Here is a 16,135-nt window from a genome sequence, read left to right as displayed (position 1 = left end):
CAAAATAATGGATGACGGAAAACCGGAACCTATTGAGATTGTAAGAGCAGTTTCTCACTGCATTCCACCTCGCCGAAGTGGCGGAATTGGTAGACGCACTGGCTTCAGGTGCCAGCGATCGCAAGGTCGTGGGGGTTCGAGTCCCTTCTTCGGCAAAATTCAATTACAACAATCAACATAGGACTCGAAGCTTTTGAGCGAAAGCATTTCAAGCGACTCATAGGGAGCGAAGAAATGCGATGTGAGTCCATGGATGGACGAACACGCGAGAAAGACGTCGTGGAGCTTAAGTTTCCAGGATGGAAACTTGCGAAACGACGAGTCCCTTCTTCGGCAAAAATTAATTTATTATTTTTCCCATCGCAGCGGAAAGAGTAGCAACACCGAACATTCCCGTTAAGATCCAACTAGTTTGGGCGGCGACGGTTTTATGAATGTCGACAATCGATTTTTGTAATTCGTGTAGATCGGATTTCATCTCCGCTCTTAGTTCCGCGATATCGGTCTTTAACTCGTTTCTAAGATTGACCATATCTATTTTGATTTCTGCAATTTCCATCTTTACCTCTCCTTGTAGATTTACATTCTTTAGATTTATATCGTACCGTAGTTTTTCAATTTCTCCGTTCAAACTCATTTTCAACGTTTCCATTTTAGAATGAACTTGTATGAGTTCGGGTTTTAAAGTCGTTTCGAATTGTACAAAACTGTCTTCCCGTATCGAATTTTTTAATTCCGCAAACACCTCGTTTAAAAAAGCTACAAATTGATCTTTTCCTTCTCGACCCAAAGTCTCTTCTATTTGAATCGGAATTTTATGGATTAAGTCTACGGGCATATTTTGCCCCTTCTTGCAATTTGATTTCAGGCGCATTTTTTTCTATACGTTACGATTCTCGGATTGAGTTACACAGTTCAAATGAGGAAGAATTCTTTCAAAAATTTGGAAAGGGTTTCGAAAATTTTCCTGAACAAAGTGAAACAATTTGAAAGGAAAGCGATTCCTTATGAATTAAAAACAAATCATTTCTTAAATCTGAATTCTTTTATATGCCGATCGATCCAATCGGATTCTTTGCAAATTTTAATGTGAACTAAAACCGAAATCGAAAGCGGAATTTGGGAACAATTCAATTTTGCTAGAATACTTTTCTTGAATTTATCCAATGAAATCTATAAATGGAGTCAAATCGTCTAAACGGCGGAGATTGGAATTGATTTCAAAGAAAACAATCAAACCGAAGAAAGTTATAAATAGCGAATCGGGAAAAGATCCTTCTCTTCTCAATCCTAGAAAAGAACCTTCTCAAAAAAGATCCATCGATCGGGTTCAGAAAATATTAGACGTTGTCGCCGTACTTCTGGAAAAGAACGGAGCCGAAGCGATCACCACCAATATGATCGCTTTGGAAGCCGAAATTCCGATCGGCTCCTTATACCAATACTTTCCGAACAAACACGCCGTCTTAAACGCAGTCGGACAAAGACATTTGGAAAGAGTGAATCTGATGCTTTCCGAAATTTTTCAATCGGACTTATCCGGAAAATCCTGGGAAGATCTAATCGATTCTGTGATCGATTCTTTTGCGAACTTTTATCTCACCGAACCCGGCTTTGCTCCTCTTTGGTCTTCCATGAAACAGGATCCCGAGCTGATCGAAATCGACCGCGAGAATAATTTGAAAATCTCTCAAAACGTTTCGATGATTCTTTCTCAATTTAACGTGGATCCGGTCGAAAATAAAATTATCTCGAGAATTATCGTGGAAGTTACGGATGCGATTCTAAACCGTTGGATACGCGAGCAAAAAGATAAGGAGTTCTCGGATCGAATGATCATAGAATTGAAAATCATTCTTAAATCCTATCTGACTCGATATTTTCCCGGAGGACAAGACGCGCTTTGATTCGGATTCTTCTTTTTGAATTTCCCTTAACCACGTTTTTCGTTTTTTTGATGATTGCGACTTTCTTTCTCGCAAACATTTTTCTTCCCGAACATGTGATTCGTCATTATTTTCTAAATCATCCCGGAAAGTTCGATCCGGTTTCCTGGATCGGCGCGGTGTTCTATCATGGAAGTCTAATACACTTATTCGGGAATATGTTTTATCTTTTTTTTCTCGGAAGAGCAGTCGAATACAAAGCGGGAAAAGGAAGATGGCTTTTGTTCTTTTTTATGGCCGCTTTGATTTCGACTTTGTTGGATTCGTTTATACGGGGAGTGATTCTTCACGATTCGACTCCGGTGGTCGGAGCCTCGGGAGCGATCTCGGGAATCGCGGCCGTCGCGGCTTTGCTTTCTCCATTCTCCCTTCGTTTTAATCAGAAGAACATTCCTTTCCCCGTTTTTCTCGTGGCTTGGATCATGGTTTATTCCGATATCACGAACGTCTTCACCGAAGACGGGGTCGCACGTTGGGCGCATTTGGGAGGGTTTATCTCCGTAATTTTCGCGGCCTATTTTTTGAAACCGACGGAACGCAAACAACTTCACTCCGGTTTTATTCTCAACTTGATCTTTATCGTTTTGACTTTGATCCTCGCGTTCTTTTATACGAATCGCTGAGGGTTCCGAAGATAAAAATGATTGTCAGCCTGTAAAAAGTATAAGCCCCTGTAGGAAACTCGGAGAACGAATCATCCTTGAGCAAACACGGCTTTTTTCAAATTACTCAAAAACTTTTCTTGAGAAAAGGGGACGAACTTCTAATTCTCAGAGACCGTAAATCCGGTTTAGGCGATCTTCCCGGCGGAAGAATGAACGAGGACGAATTCTTCGAAGACTGGAAACTCAGTATGGAACGGGAAATCGAGGAAGAATTGGGTCCGAAGGTTCAAGTCGAAATTTCTCCGAAGCCCTTGTTTGTTCACAAACACCGAGTGAACGAAGGAAATTTTCCGTGCATCATCATCGCATACCACGCCGATTTTATCGGAGGTGAAATCGTTCTTTCCGACGAACACGATTATATCGCCTGGGAAAACGTGCATTCCTACCGTCCGAGTCCTTTGTTTACCGAATACATGCTCGACGCGGTCAATCTGTATCTTAAGGAATATGCATCTTTAGTGCATTAGAAAAAAAGAATATGACTCCATTCTGGAAAAACGCAATCGCATCCCTCGTTTTGATTCCGATATTTTTCGGAATCGCTTATATCTTTTCGGGAAAGGGAATTTCCTCCGAACAATACAACGAACTTCCTCAAAAAGAATATCAGATTCTCAGCAACGGATTCGACAGAAACGCGGGAAACGTTCTCGTGGTCCAACCCGAATGGAAACTCGAGGATTTTTCCTCGGAAGAAAGATTTTTAAAGTCCTTGGAAATTCCGCTCAAACAAGCGAAACAAAAAGGTCTTTTAAAAAAGAACACCTTGGTAGTATTCCCCGTTCACACTGGAAGTTTTTTGTATTTTTTAAATTCCCGAAAGGAAATTTTTAAACAGAAAACGGTCGAAGAAGCGTTTCAGTTTATTAAATTAGAAATTCTTTATAGAGGTCTGATCGACTCGATCTCCGGGAAAAAAACGGATTTGTACGCGAAAACGGCCGAAACGTATTTAAGAATTTTTTCGAATTTATCCAGAACTTACGGAGTTTATATTTTACCCGGTTCGATTTTAATCCAAAGCACGGCCGTGGAATCCGAAACTTCCGATCGATTCGTGTGGAGGGAAGTCGTTTATATCTTCGATCCGAACAAACCGATTTCTTTGAAAGACTTCGTTTTGGATCGAACTGCGACTGCGATCTGGAAAAAGAATTTAGCCGCGTTAAAATCCCAGGAATCGGAATCAAACGCGTCTAACGTGATTGAGGAAAAAAACTTGGCGACGTTCCAATTTCCTTTTGCGAGATTCGGAATTTTTTATCTCGAAGATTTTAAAAACGCGGAGTTTCAGGAAAAGGTAAAGAAAACCTTCGTGTCGAGATTGATCGCGATCGGGGAAGATTCTTCCGAAACTCAACTGAAGGAATGGGCGACAAAATCAAACATAGAATCCACGATTCGAACCGTTCCTTCCGGTTCTTTAATGGATCAAAATTACGGAGGAGGAAGTTATATCAAAACCAGATACGGCGCTCCGACTCCCGGCGTAAACAGTAGAGAACCTCTGATCTTAAACTTATTCTTATAAAAGCGCGAACAAACCCGCGCTTATTTACTGCGAACTTCTTCGTAAAGTTTCCAAACGCTCCAATCTTCCGGTTGAAAGTCGAGTTTGCTAAGAAGCAACTGGCCCGGCTCGGTTTCGCAAACGATCCGATCGTCTCCGGATAAAAACGCGCGTTCGCAAAGAATCGGAAGGTTCTGACTTTTTTTAGCCGGTCCCCAAAGATGAACCTTGCCCGAATAACCGGATAAGAATTCGTTCTTCTTGGAAAGTTTCCACGGTGTGATTTCTTTCCGACTGACCGTAAAAAGTTTCGTGATAGCGGGTTTGCTTTTGGACGAAAAGTTGATTCTTCTTAGATGCAGTTTGCCGATTTCGCCGCCGACGTAATACGCGCTTTCTCCGTTTCCGTAATAAAGGATCGGGCTCAGAATATCCTTATCGATTTTCTCGACGGTTTTCTGAGAAGGATGAAACCAATAAAGATTGTACGCGCCCGCGTTTCCCGAAAAAATCAAAAATGAATTTCCGGACGGATACATAAGAAACCGCGTTTTTAAATTAGGAAACGGTGATACGATTTTTTCCTTGTTCAAAACCAAAACGGGCTTTCTCGGTTCTACGGTTTTTTCCTCGTAAAGATTATCATCGACGAAGTAATAAATTTTCGAACCGTCCGGAAGAATCGATCCTCTGCTTTTGCAGGAAACCTGCGCGCCCGCTTCGTAAGAGAGACTGGAATCTTTTAAGGAAATTGCAACATAACGACAACCGCCCGAAGCCTGCATCGTATATTCAACAAGTGCGTAATTCGCATTTTGAGAAAGAGAAAGGTTGGAAGGAACCTGATCCAAACTTCTGGAATTGTTCTCACCCGCCGCAAGATCCTGAAAGAAAATCTTTTGATCCTCGGTCCACACGAGTTTTAAACGATCGTTTGAAAATTCTATGATACGGGGAGAATCGGGAGCCTCGGTGGAAAGAACCTCGTCCCTGTCCTTCGGAGATTGAAGTTTTTCCTTCAGCTTTTCGGAAGCCTTTTCGTATTTTTCCTGTTCGACGAGTTCCTGAATCTCTTCGATAAAAGTTTCGTGACTGCTTTTACAGAGATTGAAAAAGGAAATCGCAAACAAAACCAGGATCGTATTCTTTTTAATAAAAGCGGCTAACGCGATTCTTTTTTTCAAGATGGATTCAAGTTTCATAATATAGTTAAAAATCAGTTTCAGACCTATTCTTCCAAGACGCCCGTAAATTCCAATTCCTTTTGAAAGAGTTCGGCCGCCCTTCTTCCCGTCGTTTTCGTATCCAGAAAAGAAATTCCCCCGTTTAGAATCGCGCCGATATAAGGAAGCCACGCGAACTTAGAAGAGGAATTTCCTCCGTTCTTCCGAAACAATTTCCATCCAAGATGAAAACCGATCGAACGAAGAATTTCCAACGAAGCCGGTCTAACCAATACGCGGCTTCCTGCGTCTCTTACGATCGAACGGATCAAAGCGTGATTCTTATCCGGAAAAATGCAATAACTCATGACTTCGGGAGATACTTGAGATTCTTTTCCGTAGAGCGCGGCGATGTCTTTGACGAGATGCCCTTGGATTCTATAGAATAGAATCATTTCGGGTAACAATGTAAGATAACCGAGATGTCTTTTCGGAATCGAAAGCCCGAGGCTGATCGCACCGGCGCGGATCGAGGCCTTTTGAACGCATTCCTGAATGAAATCGGAAGGATCGCCCACGGTTTTCCCGAACGGACTCCGATAACCCCGAAGATCGGTCAGCAAGGATAAGAATTTTTCAGAAAAAGCTTCTGCGACGGAAATATGGTTTTCCATAGAGTGCGTTGATTTACAAAGGAAAGGTCGAGTTCATTCAATGATAGATAGACTTGAAAAAATACAAGAAAAATACCTTCGAATTAGCGAAGAGTTAAATCTGGCGAAAGATCCTTCTTCCTTGAAAAATCTTTACAAGGAAAGATCCAGACTTACCCCTCTTTATCTCAAAGTGGAAGAATATCTGAAGATCCACAAAGATAGAAAAGACGCCGAAGAATTGATCCAGTCCGAAAAGGACGAAGAAATGCATTCCATGCTCAAAGAAGAAATCCGCCAAGCCGGTGAAAAACTCGATGAACTGGAAAAGGAACTCGAAATTCTTCTTTTGCCTCCGGATCCGAACTCCGGAAAAAATATTCTCGTGGAAATCAGAGCCGGGACCGGCGGAGAAGAAGCCGGTCTTTTCGTGGCCGATCTTTACAGAATGTATTCCCGATTTGCGGACAAACAAAAGATTAAAAGTGAAATCATCGATTCGTCTCCGACGGGAATCGGCGGTCTGAAAGAAATTATTTTCGCCCTCGAAGACGATCGCGCCTACGATCTTTTCAAATTCGAAGGCGGAACACATCGGGTTCAAAGAATTCCGAGCACAGAATCCGGTGGAAGAATTCATACGAGCGCGGTGACCGTCGCCGTACTTCCCGAAGCCGACGAGGAAGAAATTGAAATCAACGAAAGCGATCTTAGAATCGACGTTTACCGTTCTTCGGGCGCGGGCGGTCAGCACGTAAACACGACCGATTCCGCGGTTCGGATCACGCACATTCCGACCGGAGTTGTCGTCGCTTGTCAGGATGAAAAATCCCAGCATAAAAACAAAGCGAAGGCTTTGCGGATTTTGAGCGCGAGAATTCTCGAGAAACAAGCCGAAGATAAAAAACAAGCCTCGGACGCGATTAAGAAACAAATGGTCGGAAGCGGAGATCGTTCCGAACGAGTGAGGACGTATAATTTTCCGCAGGGAAGATGTACGGATCATAGGATCGGATTCACGAGTCATAACCTTTCCGCAATCATGGAAGGCGATTTGGAAGAATTGATCGGAGCCTTAACCGAAGAGGATCGAGCTCGGAAAATTTCCGAAACCCAGACTCATTAAAATTCAATCGAATTTACGGGTTGAAAAATCCGAGATCGATCAGCGACTGGAATCAATAGAGATGTTAAAAGAAGTCAGCGAACCCCATCGAACTCTCTGCGGAGAAAGAATTCCCTTTGAGAACATTCACGCGGTTTCCGTAAGCCTTCCGCAGTTGACGGACGTGATCGGTTACGAAGAAAAAAGAACCGAGACTCTTTCCCGATTGAAGTCGGGTTATCCTAGATTTGTAGCGCATTCTTACATCGCGAGAATTTTGGATTATAACCGAGAAGTTAAAAAAATAAACACGCCTCAGTTCGTCGTTTCGTCCCGAAAGGCCGCGGATACGATCGTACAAAAATTCTCCATCGAAAAATACGAAATCATAGAAGACGAAGGAATCGTAACTTTGGTGATTCCCGAACTCAAGGAATTGGAAAAGGAAATTCTTTCCTTTATACAACACACGGGATGTCTTGCGTCTTCCAGAATGGCGGAGGATTTTCTTTTAAAGAAGGGAATCCTTCAGGAAATATTCCGCGAGAAAGTCGAAAAAGAAAATCCGATCGGGAAAATTCTTTCCCAACTTTCTTCCTTTTACGGAAATCTAAATCCGGAAATTCTACTTTCCGTTTCCGGTATGAACGGAGTTTATTCCGTGTTCGAAGCTTTCGACCGCGTCCGGAAAAAAGAAGGAAAAAAAATCTGGATTAGACTCGGCTGGCTCTACGTAGACAATATTAGAATATTAGAAAAATATACGGAAGATTCTTACGTGATCCATAACGCGACGGATCTCGAGGAACTGGAGAATTTTCTAAAACAAAACTCGGATCGAGTTGCGGGAATCATCACCGAATGTCCGACCAATCCTCTTCTTCTCGTTCCCGATTATGAAAAACTAAAATCCATCGTGGATCGATACGAAATTCCTTTGATCGCGGATATCTCCGTTGCGGGTTCGGCGGTGATCAACGTTCTTCCCTATGTGGACGTGGTCGTGGAAAGTTTGACCAAGTTCGCTTGTGGAAACGGGGATCTTATGATGGGCGCGGTCGTATTCAACAAGGGTTCGCGTTGGTTCCGAGAAATTTTTCCGATCGGCAAAGAATGGATCGAAGAACCGTATCTTCGAGATTGTGAAAGACTCGCGTACGAAATCAAAGACTACGAAGAAAGAGTTCTCAAGATCAGCGAGAACGTAAAAAAATTAGCCGCGTTCTTTTCGGAACAACCCGGAATCCGAAACGTATTTTGGACCGGATCGGCCGATTCTTCCCAAAACTTTGAAAAGATCACGAGAATTCCCGGGATTCAATCGGGGGTTTTATCGATCGAACTTTCGATTCCTTTGGAAAAATTTTACGACCGACTCGCGCTTCTTAAAGGACCGAGTTTCGGAACCGAATTCACTCTCAACATGCTTTATGTTTATCTCGCGCACTACGAATTGGTAACACAGGAAGAAGGAAGAAAGTTCTTAAAGGAGAATGGATTGGACCCGAATCTGATCCGAATCTCGGTAGGAACCGAAAATCCGGATCTTTTGATTCAGGAATACAAGAAGGCTTTGGAAGTTTAAGCGCGCGCTCCCGCAGGAACTCCCGATGCGGAAATCGAATTTCCTTTTAAGTGGAAGATTCCTTTGTAGAAAGCGAACAAGATTCCATATTTAGAAATTCCTAATACGTAAAGAACTCCCAAACTCAAAGCGCCGCCGAAGATCCAACCCAAAGCGTGAATCAACAAACTGCAAACGATCGCAAGACCAAGCGCGCCTATAAACACGGAACCGAAAAAGAATAGAATTCTTTGAACCGGACTTCCTTTTCCTTCCTTGGTTTCTTGTCCGAGAGAATTCCCTTGGATTTCAAGACCTTCCTCGAGCCAGCACGACATGATGAAAATCATAATCGGAATCATAACGATTCCCATGACATACAACGTGATCGCGACGTCCGAAGTTAACCAAGAAAGAGCCGTGTTCCAAGTCCAGTTCGTGAGATATTCCTCCCTGGTTGCGGAAAAAAATCTTTTGTAACCTTCTCCGTCCCAACCATGAACCAAGATGAAAAACATTCCGAAGTAACCGAGCATCACTTGCAAAAATCCTAAAAAAGCTTTGGACTTTTCGAGTAATTTCCAAACGACCCAAAACGCGAGAATTCCCTGAGATACATTCGTAAAACCGAATAGAGTTACGAGCCATCCCGGCATCGACTTATCCAGTGCCTGCATCGTTTCCCAGTTCGTAAATTGCCAAACAAGATACAAACCCGAGGGCCCGAAAACCAACGATAGAAACAAAACGTTGATCAGAAAATACGTGGTTTTCCAAAAGGGAGTTTTTTCGGTCGTAACTAGCGCTTTGGCGTTTTTCAAGGACGCCGAGTTTTCCGAATCCGAAGAAGATTGAATTTTTTTGATCTGACGAGAAGCCGCCATTGCAAAACCTGCGCCCAATCCGTAGGCCCAGAAGACATCCACTTGTACCATTTTTCAATTCTCCTAATTTCTCAAATCTAAATATAGAATGACATATCATTCAGTTTTTTCAAGTAAAAAATGTAGGAACTACTACTCTTTCCGGGAAAACTTTGATTTCGGTTGGTTACGAACCGGCTCGCATCCCATCCAACATCAGGTCCGGGACGGCTTTCATCCAACGAGCGGCGTATTCTTGGTTGGATTTATGGGAAATCGACTGGCGAATTCCCTCGAACATCATGGAATTGATCGCTTTGGAAGCGACATCCGTGTCCAGATTCTTTCTTAAAAAACCTTTTTTGACCCCGTTGACGAGATAAAGCTCGGTGACCCGAGCCGAAAGATCGTGAATTTTCCGGATTTTTACGGTGACGGTTTCGTCGATTCCCTGAGTTTCAAAAAAGAAAACCTGACCGATCCGAGTATCCCTTCCGAAAAGTTCAAAAAGCCCAAGGCCGATGTCTCCGATTTGCGATCTATATTCTTCCAAAGAATTGGATTTGTCGGGACTTTGTCTCGAGATAACTTCCGCAAGTCCGCTCTGCACTTGATCCAAAAGCGCGTGTAGGATATCCAACTTATTCTTAAAATAACGATAACAAGTCCCATGTCCTATGTCCAATTTTCCGGCGATATCCGCGATTCCCGCGGCGTGATATCCTTTCGCCGAAAAAATGTCTAGGGCCGCGTCTAAGATTTCCTCTCTGCGCGCCTGGATTTTTTCTTCCTTTTTCATCTTCGGGGAGAATGTTTTGAGTCGGAGTTTTTTTGTAAACCGGAAGATTCTTAGATCAGATCCACGGAAAGAGGAATCAAAATCTTAAACCGTGTTCCTTTCTTGGAATCGGAGGAAAAATCTATTTTTCCTTTGAGTTGTCTTACGAGAATATTCACGAGTTTTAAACCGAGCGAGTTGGAATCTTCCAAATCAAAACCGAAAGGCATTCCGATTCCGTTATCTCCGATCTGCATTTCCAAATTTTCATCGTGTTTGGAAAGTGAGATTTTCAACTCCGGTTTTGTTGTCGAAAATTCTCCCTCGGGAAAAGCGTATTTTAAAGAATTGGAAACTAGTTCGTTGATGATCAATCCGATCGGGATCGCGCGATTGATCGTTAGATCCAAAGATTCCAAAGCGGTGGTCAATGTCACAGAATTCGATTTACCGTAGACTTGAAAGAGTTGATTCAAAAGTTTTTCGATATAAATGGAATACTGAATCTTACCCAAGTTTTCGGATTGATACAGTTCCTCGTGGATCATCGACATCGTTCTCAATCGATTCTGACTTTCCATAAAAACGGAAAGGCTTTGTTTATCCTGAACGTAATCGGATTGCATCGACAAAAGAGAAGAAATCACCTGAAGATTATTCTTTACCCTGTGATGAATTTCCTTCAACATCACTTCCTTTTCTTCCAAGGAAAGCTGTAATTTTCTTTCCGCGGATTTGATCTCGGTGAAATCGAGCAAGGTAACGATCACGCTGGAAAGTGAAGATTCGAATCCGGGCGGAACGGACCATCGAATCTTGATATCGAGTCGAGTGTTGTCTTGAATTCTAAAACCAACTTCGACTTCGTAGAAATAAGATTCTTCCCGGATCTTTCTTAAAACCCTTCTGAAAACCTTAAAGTTATCCTGACTGAAGAAACGTTTCCAGTTTTTAAAAACCGCGTCCAGAGATTCCACTCTTAAGAAGTTGACGGTCTCCTGGTTGACTCCGATGACTTGGATCGAATCGTAACAAAGCTGAACGAAATCGGGATGCGTTTCCACGTATTCGGAAAACGCATCGCCTTGAAGATCGGGCGGAAGACTATCCAGCACTTGTTTCAGTTTGGAATAATCGGCTTCTATGATCGCAACGGGAAGATGTTCGAACAAACCCATATAACGGGTTTGGCTTTTTTCCAAAGCGGCCCTTGCTTCGTTTTTTTCCTGAATTTCCTCGCGGAGAATTTCGTTGGAACGAAGAAGCTCGTGCGTTCTTTCCTTTACCTTTTCCTCCAAACTCTGGTGTGAAATTCGAAGTTGATTCTCGGCTTCCTTTCTTTCGTTGACCATACTTGCAACGAGCAGACTTGTGATCGACAACACGGCGATAAAGAATTGAAGAAGAATGTAGGACGCGTTCATCGATTCCGCGTAAAACTGCGGAGAACCAGAAACCGTTCCTAAAATCGCGATGATCGAAGCAAGAACCACCGCCAAACTACTGGCCCGTTCGCCCAATCGAAACGCGGCCCAAAGAATCAACGGAATCAGAATATAACCCAAAGGATAACTGAAGGAAACGATCGGCGTTACCAAATCGAAGGACGCAAGAGAAAAGAATACGATCAAAAGAAGCAAGATCGTGGATTCTAAAAATTCTTTCCAATTCGGAGTTTTATAAACTCCTCGAAACCAAAAAAGAATAAAAGGAGCTCCGATATAAATTCCGAGCGCGTCACCGACCCACCAAGTCAACCAACTCTGCCGTATGGAGGAGAATTCGATTTCTCCGAGAAGATACATTCCCGCGACGGAACCCGTGGAGCTGATCAAACAAACGACCGCTTCCAAGGAAATAAATAGGAATACGAATTGGGTTTTGTCCGAAATTTTACATCCGGGAATCTTATACGAAAGGACGACTTTTCCGATGTAACACTGAAGCGCGGAGAAGAACGCGATTAAAAAGCTAAGATATAAGTTTTTTCCAGTGTCTATCCAAATCGCGGACAAAAGATCCGTTCCGGAATTCGCCAAAAACGAAGCCACGAAAACTCCGATGATCGAGTAGTTTCCGAAAAGCAAAGTAAGTCCGAGAGCCGCGCCGGATGCGGGCCAAATCGCGGAAGCATAACCCGGATAGATCGCGGTGTTTCTTCCGATCTGCGCGAGAATATAATAAATAGAACCGGAAATAAAAATGATTCCCGATATCCTTATTATTTCTTTGAAACGAAGAGACAAAATCATCAATCCCAATTAAGTTTGCTCTAAAATGAGAATTGAAGAGCTCCTATTCTCTGGCCAGCCTTTTATGATTTTTGACGAAGGATTCCATCCTTTCGGAAAGATTATCTTTCACAATCCGATAGAAGTTATCGAAGCTCGTGATCCCGATCAATTACCGACTTCTCTGAATCGAATAAACGATTATCTAAAACGAGGTTATTACTTAGCGGGTTTCATTTCGTATGAGGCAGGATATTTTTTTTCCGATATGAATTGGAAAAAAACTGAAACAGTTTTACCACTTTTGCATTTTGGGGTTTATTCCGAGCCGCAAAAACTTTCGGAAATTCAAACCGAAACTTTACAAAACTACGGCTTTTATATTTCTTCGATGCCGAATCGTGAAAGTTACTTTCGAAGTTTGAATACGATCCGAGAAAAACTTTTTCAAGGTGAAATCTATCAGATCAATCATACGGATAAAATCTCGTTCGATTTCGAAGGAAATATATTATCATTTTATAAAATACTTTCCGAAAGACAACCGGTTTCCTACGGATCTTGGATTCGATTCGACAACTCGGACATACTCTCGTTTTCTCCGGAACTTTTTTTCGAAAAGAAAGGAAAGACCCTAATCACAAAACCGATGAAAGGAACGTATCCGAGAGGCAAATCCGAACAAGAAGACGAAGAAAACGCGCGTATTCTGATCCATTCCGAAAAGGAAAAAGCGGAGAATTTGATGATTACGGATCTGATGCGGAACGACCTCGGAACGATCAGCAAGAAAGGAAGCGTTCAAGTGGACGCGTTGTTCTCCGTTGAAAAATACAAAACGATCTTTCAGATGACGAGTACGATCCGGTCGGAACTTGCGGATTCGGTGGAATGGAAGGATATTTTCGGAAAACTTTTTCCAGGCGGATCGATCACCGGAGCGCCGAAACTTCGGGCCATGCAATTGATTCAAAAATTGGAAAATCCGAGAGGAATTTACACCGGTGCGATCGGAGTCATTCAACCGAATCAAAACGCTGTGTTTTCGATAGCGATCCGAACCTTGGAAATCGCGAACGGAAAAGGAAACATCGGAATCGGTTCGGGTATCACTTGGGATTCCGATCCCGAAAAAGAATGGCTTGAAATTTTGGAAAAAGCGAAATTCTTCACCGAGGCTCCGCGCAGTTTTTCCGTTTTCGAAACCGTACTTTATAAAAACAATATATTCTATTTTTTGAAAGAACACAAAGAAAGAATCGAATCCTCCGCGAGAACGTTCGAATTTCCGTTTTCAACGGAAGAATGGGATTCTTCCCTGAAAAAGGCCGCGGCAAGTTGTTCCGATATTTCCAAATCGTATCGGGTTAAGATCGCCTTGGATTCTTTCGGCAAGTTCAATTTCGAAACGCAAGAACTCGCGAGCTTTCAAAAAGAAGGTTCTTTGGAAATTTCCCGCATTGGGATCGATTCCTCCTCTGAGTTTAGAAAACACAAAACGAATCTGAGGGAAGTTTATGACGTCGAAGGAAAACGTTCTCGGGAAAAAGGCCATCTGGAAGTTCTATTCTTAAATGAAAAAAAAGAAATCGCGGAAGGAAGCATCAGCAACGTTTTCGTAAAGATAGGAAATTCTTTTTTTACGCCTCCGCTTTCTTCCGGAGTTCTTCCCGGCGTTTTTAGAAACCGTCTGTTAAAACGAAATGGATTTTCGGAAAAAAATCTTACCTTGGAAGAATTGAAAAAATCGGATTCTATTTTTATCTGCAATTCTTTGCGGGGAATTTTACGAATCAAGAAAGTCCTCGAGCCGGCCCCGAACGAACTCGGAATCTAGTTGCGGAAATCGAAGGGAGTTCTAAACTTTTAAGCATGAGAACCTTTCTCGGTATCGCCGTACCCGACGACGTGAAAGAACAACTAACTTCGATTTGTTTCGGACTTCCCGACGTCCGCTGGGTTCCGAAGGAAAACTTTCACGTGACCCTGGTGTTCTTAGGGGAACAATCCGAAGAACAGTTGGATGTTTTGTTCGAGTTCTGTTCTCAAGTTTCCTTTCCCGAATTTCGGTTGAATCTAAAATCCGTGGGAACGTTCGGAAAACAAAAATCGCCTTCGATTCTTTTTGCGGACGTTGATTCTTCCCCGGAACTTTTACAACTTCAAAAAATTTTGGATTCGGGGATTCGAAGAATCGGTTTAAAACCGGATCGACAAGACTATCATCCGCATCTTACGATCGGTCGCTTTAAAAATTCCAACGGAACGCGGGTATTGACGTATTTGGAGGAATTCTCCGGTTTTGTCTCTTCCTCGTTTCCGGTTTCGGAGTTTCATATCTATTCTTCCAAAACTTTCTCGGAAGGACCGATCTATTCCATTGAAGAATCTTTTTCACTTTTACCGTCTTACAAGAATTATGAGAGTCTCGGATCTTAAAACATCGGTACGTTTTGAAATGGGGAATTGGCTTTGAAAGATTTTTCCGATTTTTTTCGAAACCCGCACGTTTGGGATCGCGAAATCGTCGCGGTCGGGGGCGATCTTTCTCCCGAAAGACTTTTATACGCGTATAAGAACGGAATCTTTCCCTGGTCCGACCATCCTATCCTTTGGTATTGTCTGGATCCGAGAGGAATTTTCGATCTCAATAAATTGCATATTTCCAAAAGACTCAAACGCAAAATCAATCAGAAACATTATACGATCACTTTCAACCGAGCCTTCGAACAAGTTATGCGCTGTTGCGCCTATCGTCCCGGAGAAGAAACTTGGATCACCGATCTTTTTATCAAAGGTTATACGGAGTTTCATAAACTGGGATACGCGCATTCTCTGGAAGTTTGGGATGAGAATGGAAAACTCGGAGGCGGAGTTTACGGAGTCGCAATCGGAAATTTTTTCGCGGGTGAATCCATGTTTTCCTTCATTCCCGATTTCGGAAAAATAGGGCTCTTTCATTTGTTCGAGGCTTTGAAAAAAGATCGGTTCACTTTGTTCGATACTCAGCAACTAAACATTGTTACTCTGGGACTCGGTGCGTATCAAATTCCCAAAAAAGAATATCTCAAACGTTTGGAATCCGCCGTCGCTTCCGGCAAAAAATGGAACCCTCCTCGTTCCGTTCTTTAAAAAAAACGTATTTACTTTTTTGCTAAGGGTGTTGCACTTCTCCAATCAATCACTCTATTCAATAGGAAACTTTAAAATGACCCTTTTTAAGAAAATTCTTGTTCAACTTTTAATCGCCGCAATGGCTTTGACCGGATTCTCAGGACTCGTAGCGGACGAACCTACTACGGAAGCTCCTGCTGAACAAACTGAAAGCCCGAAAGAAACTAAGTCCGAAAAAAAAGGAAAGAAATCTAAGAAACACAAAAAGGCTAAAAAAGCAAAGAAATCTAAGAAAAAGTCTAAGAAGGAAAAAGCAGAATCCAAGAAAGAAGAAGCTCCTGCTTCCGAATCTTCTGCTCCAGCCGGAGAAGAGCAATAATATCTTCCTTCCGTCTATCTCCCTCGAGATAGACGGACTTTCTTCTCTCCTTTTTGCACCGCACCCTCCCAATCTCCTTTCTAAAATTTGATTGACTCTCTCAATTTTTCTCTTAGCTTTATTCAGCCTTTACCCTATCGGAAATCATTCCGGTAAAACTC

At 42.6% G+C, this 16,135-nt stretch carries 15 protein-coding genes, 1 tRNA gene and 1 pseudogene; 11 read left to right on the top strand and 6 right to left on the bottom strand.

Features of this window, described 5'->3' with window-relative positions; all coding sequences use genetic code 11:
• Nucleotides 1-71: 71 nt before the first annotated feature.
• Nucleotides 72-155, top strand: a tRNA-Leu gene (locus LEP1GSC052_RS17115).
• Between the two features lie 185 nt (nt 156-340).
• Here LEP1GSC052_RS17115 and LEP1GSC052_RS17110 read toward each other — a convergent pair.
• Complete coding sequence (locus LEP1GSC052_RS17110; protein ID WP_010573039.1) at nt 341-838, bottom strand: LA_3696 family protein; 498 nt, start codon at nt 836-838, stop codon at nt 341-343.
• 376 nt (nt 839-1,214) lie between these two features.
• Between LEP1GSC052_RS17110 and LEP1GSC052_RS17105 the strand changes: the two are divergent.
• From LEP1GSC052_RS17105 to LEP1GSC052_RS17090, 4 genes and pseudogenes are all read left to right on the top strand, one after another.
• A pseudogene (locus tag LEP1GSC052_RS17105) lies at nt 1,215-1,926 on the top strand (TetR/AcrR family transcriptional regulator).
• A gap of 31 nt (nt 1,927-1,957) precedes the next feature.
• On the top strand, nt 1,958-2,569 hold the full coding sequence (locus LEP1GSC052_RS17100) for a rhomboid family intramembrane serine protease (RefSeq protein ID WP_240631105.1): 612 nt from the start codon (nt 1,958-1,960) through the stop codon (nt 2,567-2,569).
• A gap of 77 nt (nt 2,570-2,646) precedes the next feature.
• Nucleotides 2,647-3,081 (top strand): NUDIX hydrolase, encoded by a 435-nt coding sequence (locus tag LEP1GSC052_RS17095; RefSeq protein WP_010573041.1) that lies wholly within the window; start codon nt 2,647-2,649, stop codon nt 3,079-3,081.
• Between the two features lie 11 nt (nt 3,082-3,092).
• Nucleotides 3,093-4,145 carry a hypothetical protein gene (locus LEP1GSC052_RS17090; RefSeq protein WP_010573042.1) on the top strand — a complete coding sequence of 351 codons (1,053 nt, stop codon included), beginning with the start codon at nt 3,093-3,095 and terminating at the stop codon, nt 4,143-4,145.
• 20 nt (nt 4,146-4,165) lie between these two features.
• Here LEP1GSC052_RS17090 and LEP1GSC052_RS17085 read toward each other — a convergent pair whose 3' ends face one another.
• Together LEP1GSC052_RS17085 and LEP1GSC052_RS17080 are read right to left on the bottom strand one after the other, a co-directional pair.
• Complete coding sequence (locus tag LEP1GSC052_RS17085) at nt 4,166-5,326, bottom strand: TolB-like translocation protein (protein ID WP_010573043.1); 1,161 nt, start codon at nt 5,324-5,326, stop codon at nt 4,166-4,168.
• Between the two features lie 26 nt (nt 5,327-5,352).
• A complete protein-coding gene (locus LEP1GSC052_RS17080; RefSeq protein ID WP_010573044.1) occupies nt 5,353-5,961 on the bottom strand; it encodes a hypothetical protein in 609 nt (202 codons plus the stop codon).
• Nucleotides 5,962-6,001: 40 nt separating this feature from the next.
• Here LEP1GSC052_RS17080 and prfA point away from each other — a divergent pair, with 40 nt between their 5' ends.
• Nucleotides 6,002-7,066 carry a peptide chain release factor 1 gene (gene prfA / locus LEP1GSC052_RS17075; RefSeq protein ID WP_010573045.1) on the top strand — a complete coding sequence of 355 codons (1,065 nt, stop codon included), beginning with the start codon at nt 6,002-6,004 and terminating at the stop codon, nt 7,064-7,066.
• A gap of 61 nt (nt 7,067-7,127) precedes the next feature.
• Entirely contained in the window at nt 7,128-8,630 is a 1,503-nt protein-coding gene (locus LEP1GSC052_RS17070) for an aminotransferase class I/II-fold pyridoxal phosphate-dependent enzyme (protein WP_010573046.1), read from the top strand.
• Here the strand turns inward: LEP1GSC052_RS17070 and LEP1GSC052_RS17065 are convergent.
• The 3 genes from LEP1GSC052_RS17065 to LEP1GSC052_RS17055 all read right to left on the bottom strand — a co-directional run bounded on the left by LEP1GSC052_RS17065 (nt 8,627) and on the right by LEP1GSC052_RS17055 (nt 12,496).
• Nucleotides 8,627-9,544: a hypothetical protein gene (locus LEP1GSC052_RS17065; RefSeq protein ID WP_010573047.1), complete on the bottom strand. Its 918-nt coding sequence runs from the start codon at nt 9,542-9,544 to the stop codon at nt 8,627-8,629. The genes LEP1GSC052_RS17070 and LEP1GSC052_RS17065 overlap by 4 nt on opposite strands.
• Before the next feature lie 115 nt (nt 9,545-9,659).
• Complete coding sequence (locus LEP1GSC052_RS17060; protein ID WP_010573048.1) at nt 9,660-10,271, bottom strand: TetR/AcrR family transcriptional regulator; 612 nt, start codon at nt 10,269-10,271, stop codon at nt 9,660-9,662.
• A 50-nt stretch (nt 10,272-10,321) separates the two neighbouring features.
• Nucleotides 10,322-12,496 (bottom strand): MASE1 domain-containing protein, encoded by a 2,175-nt coding sequence (locus LEP1GSC052_RS17055; RefSeq protein WP_020986832.1) that lies wholly within the window; start codon nt 12,494-12,496, stop codon nt 10,322-10,324.
• A 31-nt stretch (nt 12,497-12,527) separates the two neighbouring features.
• On the opposite strand from LEP1GSC052_RS17055, the gene pabB reads away from it, so the two are divergent.
• From pabB to LEP1GSC052_RS17035, 4 genes are all read left to right on the top strand, one after another.
• The gene (gene pabB / locus LEP1GSC052_RS17050; protein WP_040913122.1) at nt 12,528-14,318 is read left to right on the top strand and encodes an aminodeoxychorismate synthase component I; all 1,791 of its coding nucleotides are present in this window, start codon (nt 12,528-12,530) and stop codon (nt 14,316-14,318) included.
• 35 nt (nt 14,319-14,353) lie between these two features.
• Nucleotides 14,354-14,920 (top strand): RNA 2',3'-cyclic phosphodiesterase, encoded by a 567-nt coding sequence (gene thpR / locus LEP1GSC052_RS17045; RefSeq protein WP_010573051.1) that lies wholly within the window; start codon nt 14,354-14,356, stop codon nt 14,918-14,920.
• A 33-nt stretch (nt 14,921-14,953) separates the two neighbouring features.
• Entirely contained in the window at nt 14,954-15,613 is a 660-nt protein-coding gene (gene aat, locus LEP1GSC052_RS17040; protein ID WP_020985542.1) for a leucyl/phenylalanyl-tRNA--protein transferase, read from the top strand.
• A gap of 76 nt (nt 15,614-15,689) precedes the next feature.
• Nucleotides 15,690-15,974, top strand: coding sequence for a hypothetical protein (locus LEP1GSC052_RS17035; RefSeq protein ID WP_010573053.1), 285 nt, complete (start codon nt 15,690-15,692; stop codon nt 15,972-15,974).
• Nucleotides 15,975-16,135 lie beyond the last annotated feature (161 nt).

Origin of the sequence: Leptospira kmetyi serovar Malaysia str. Bejo-Iso9, from assembly GCF_000243735.2 — a bacterium.
In the GTDB taxonomy this organism is placed as follows: domain Bacteria; phylum Spirochaetota; class Leptospiria; order Leptospirales; family Leptospiraceae; genus Leptospira; species Leptospira kmetyi.
This window is presented reverse-complemented; position numbering and strand designations above follow the sequence as displayed.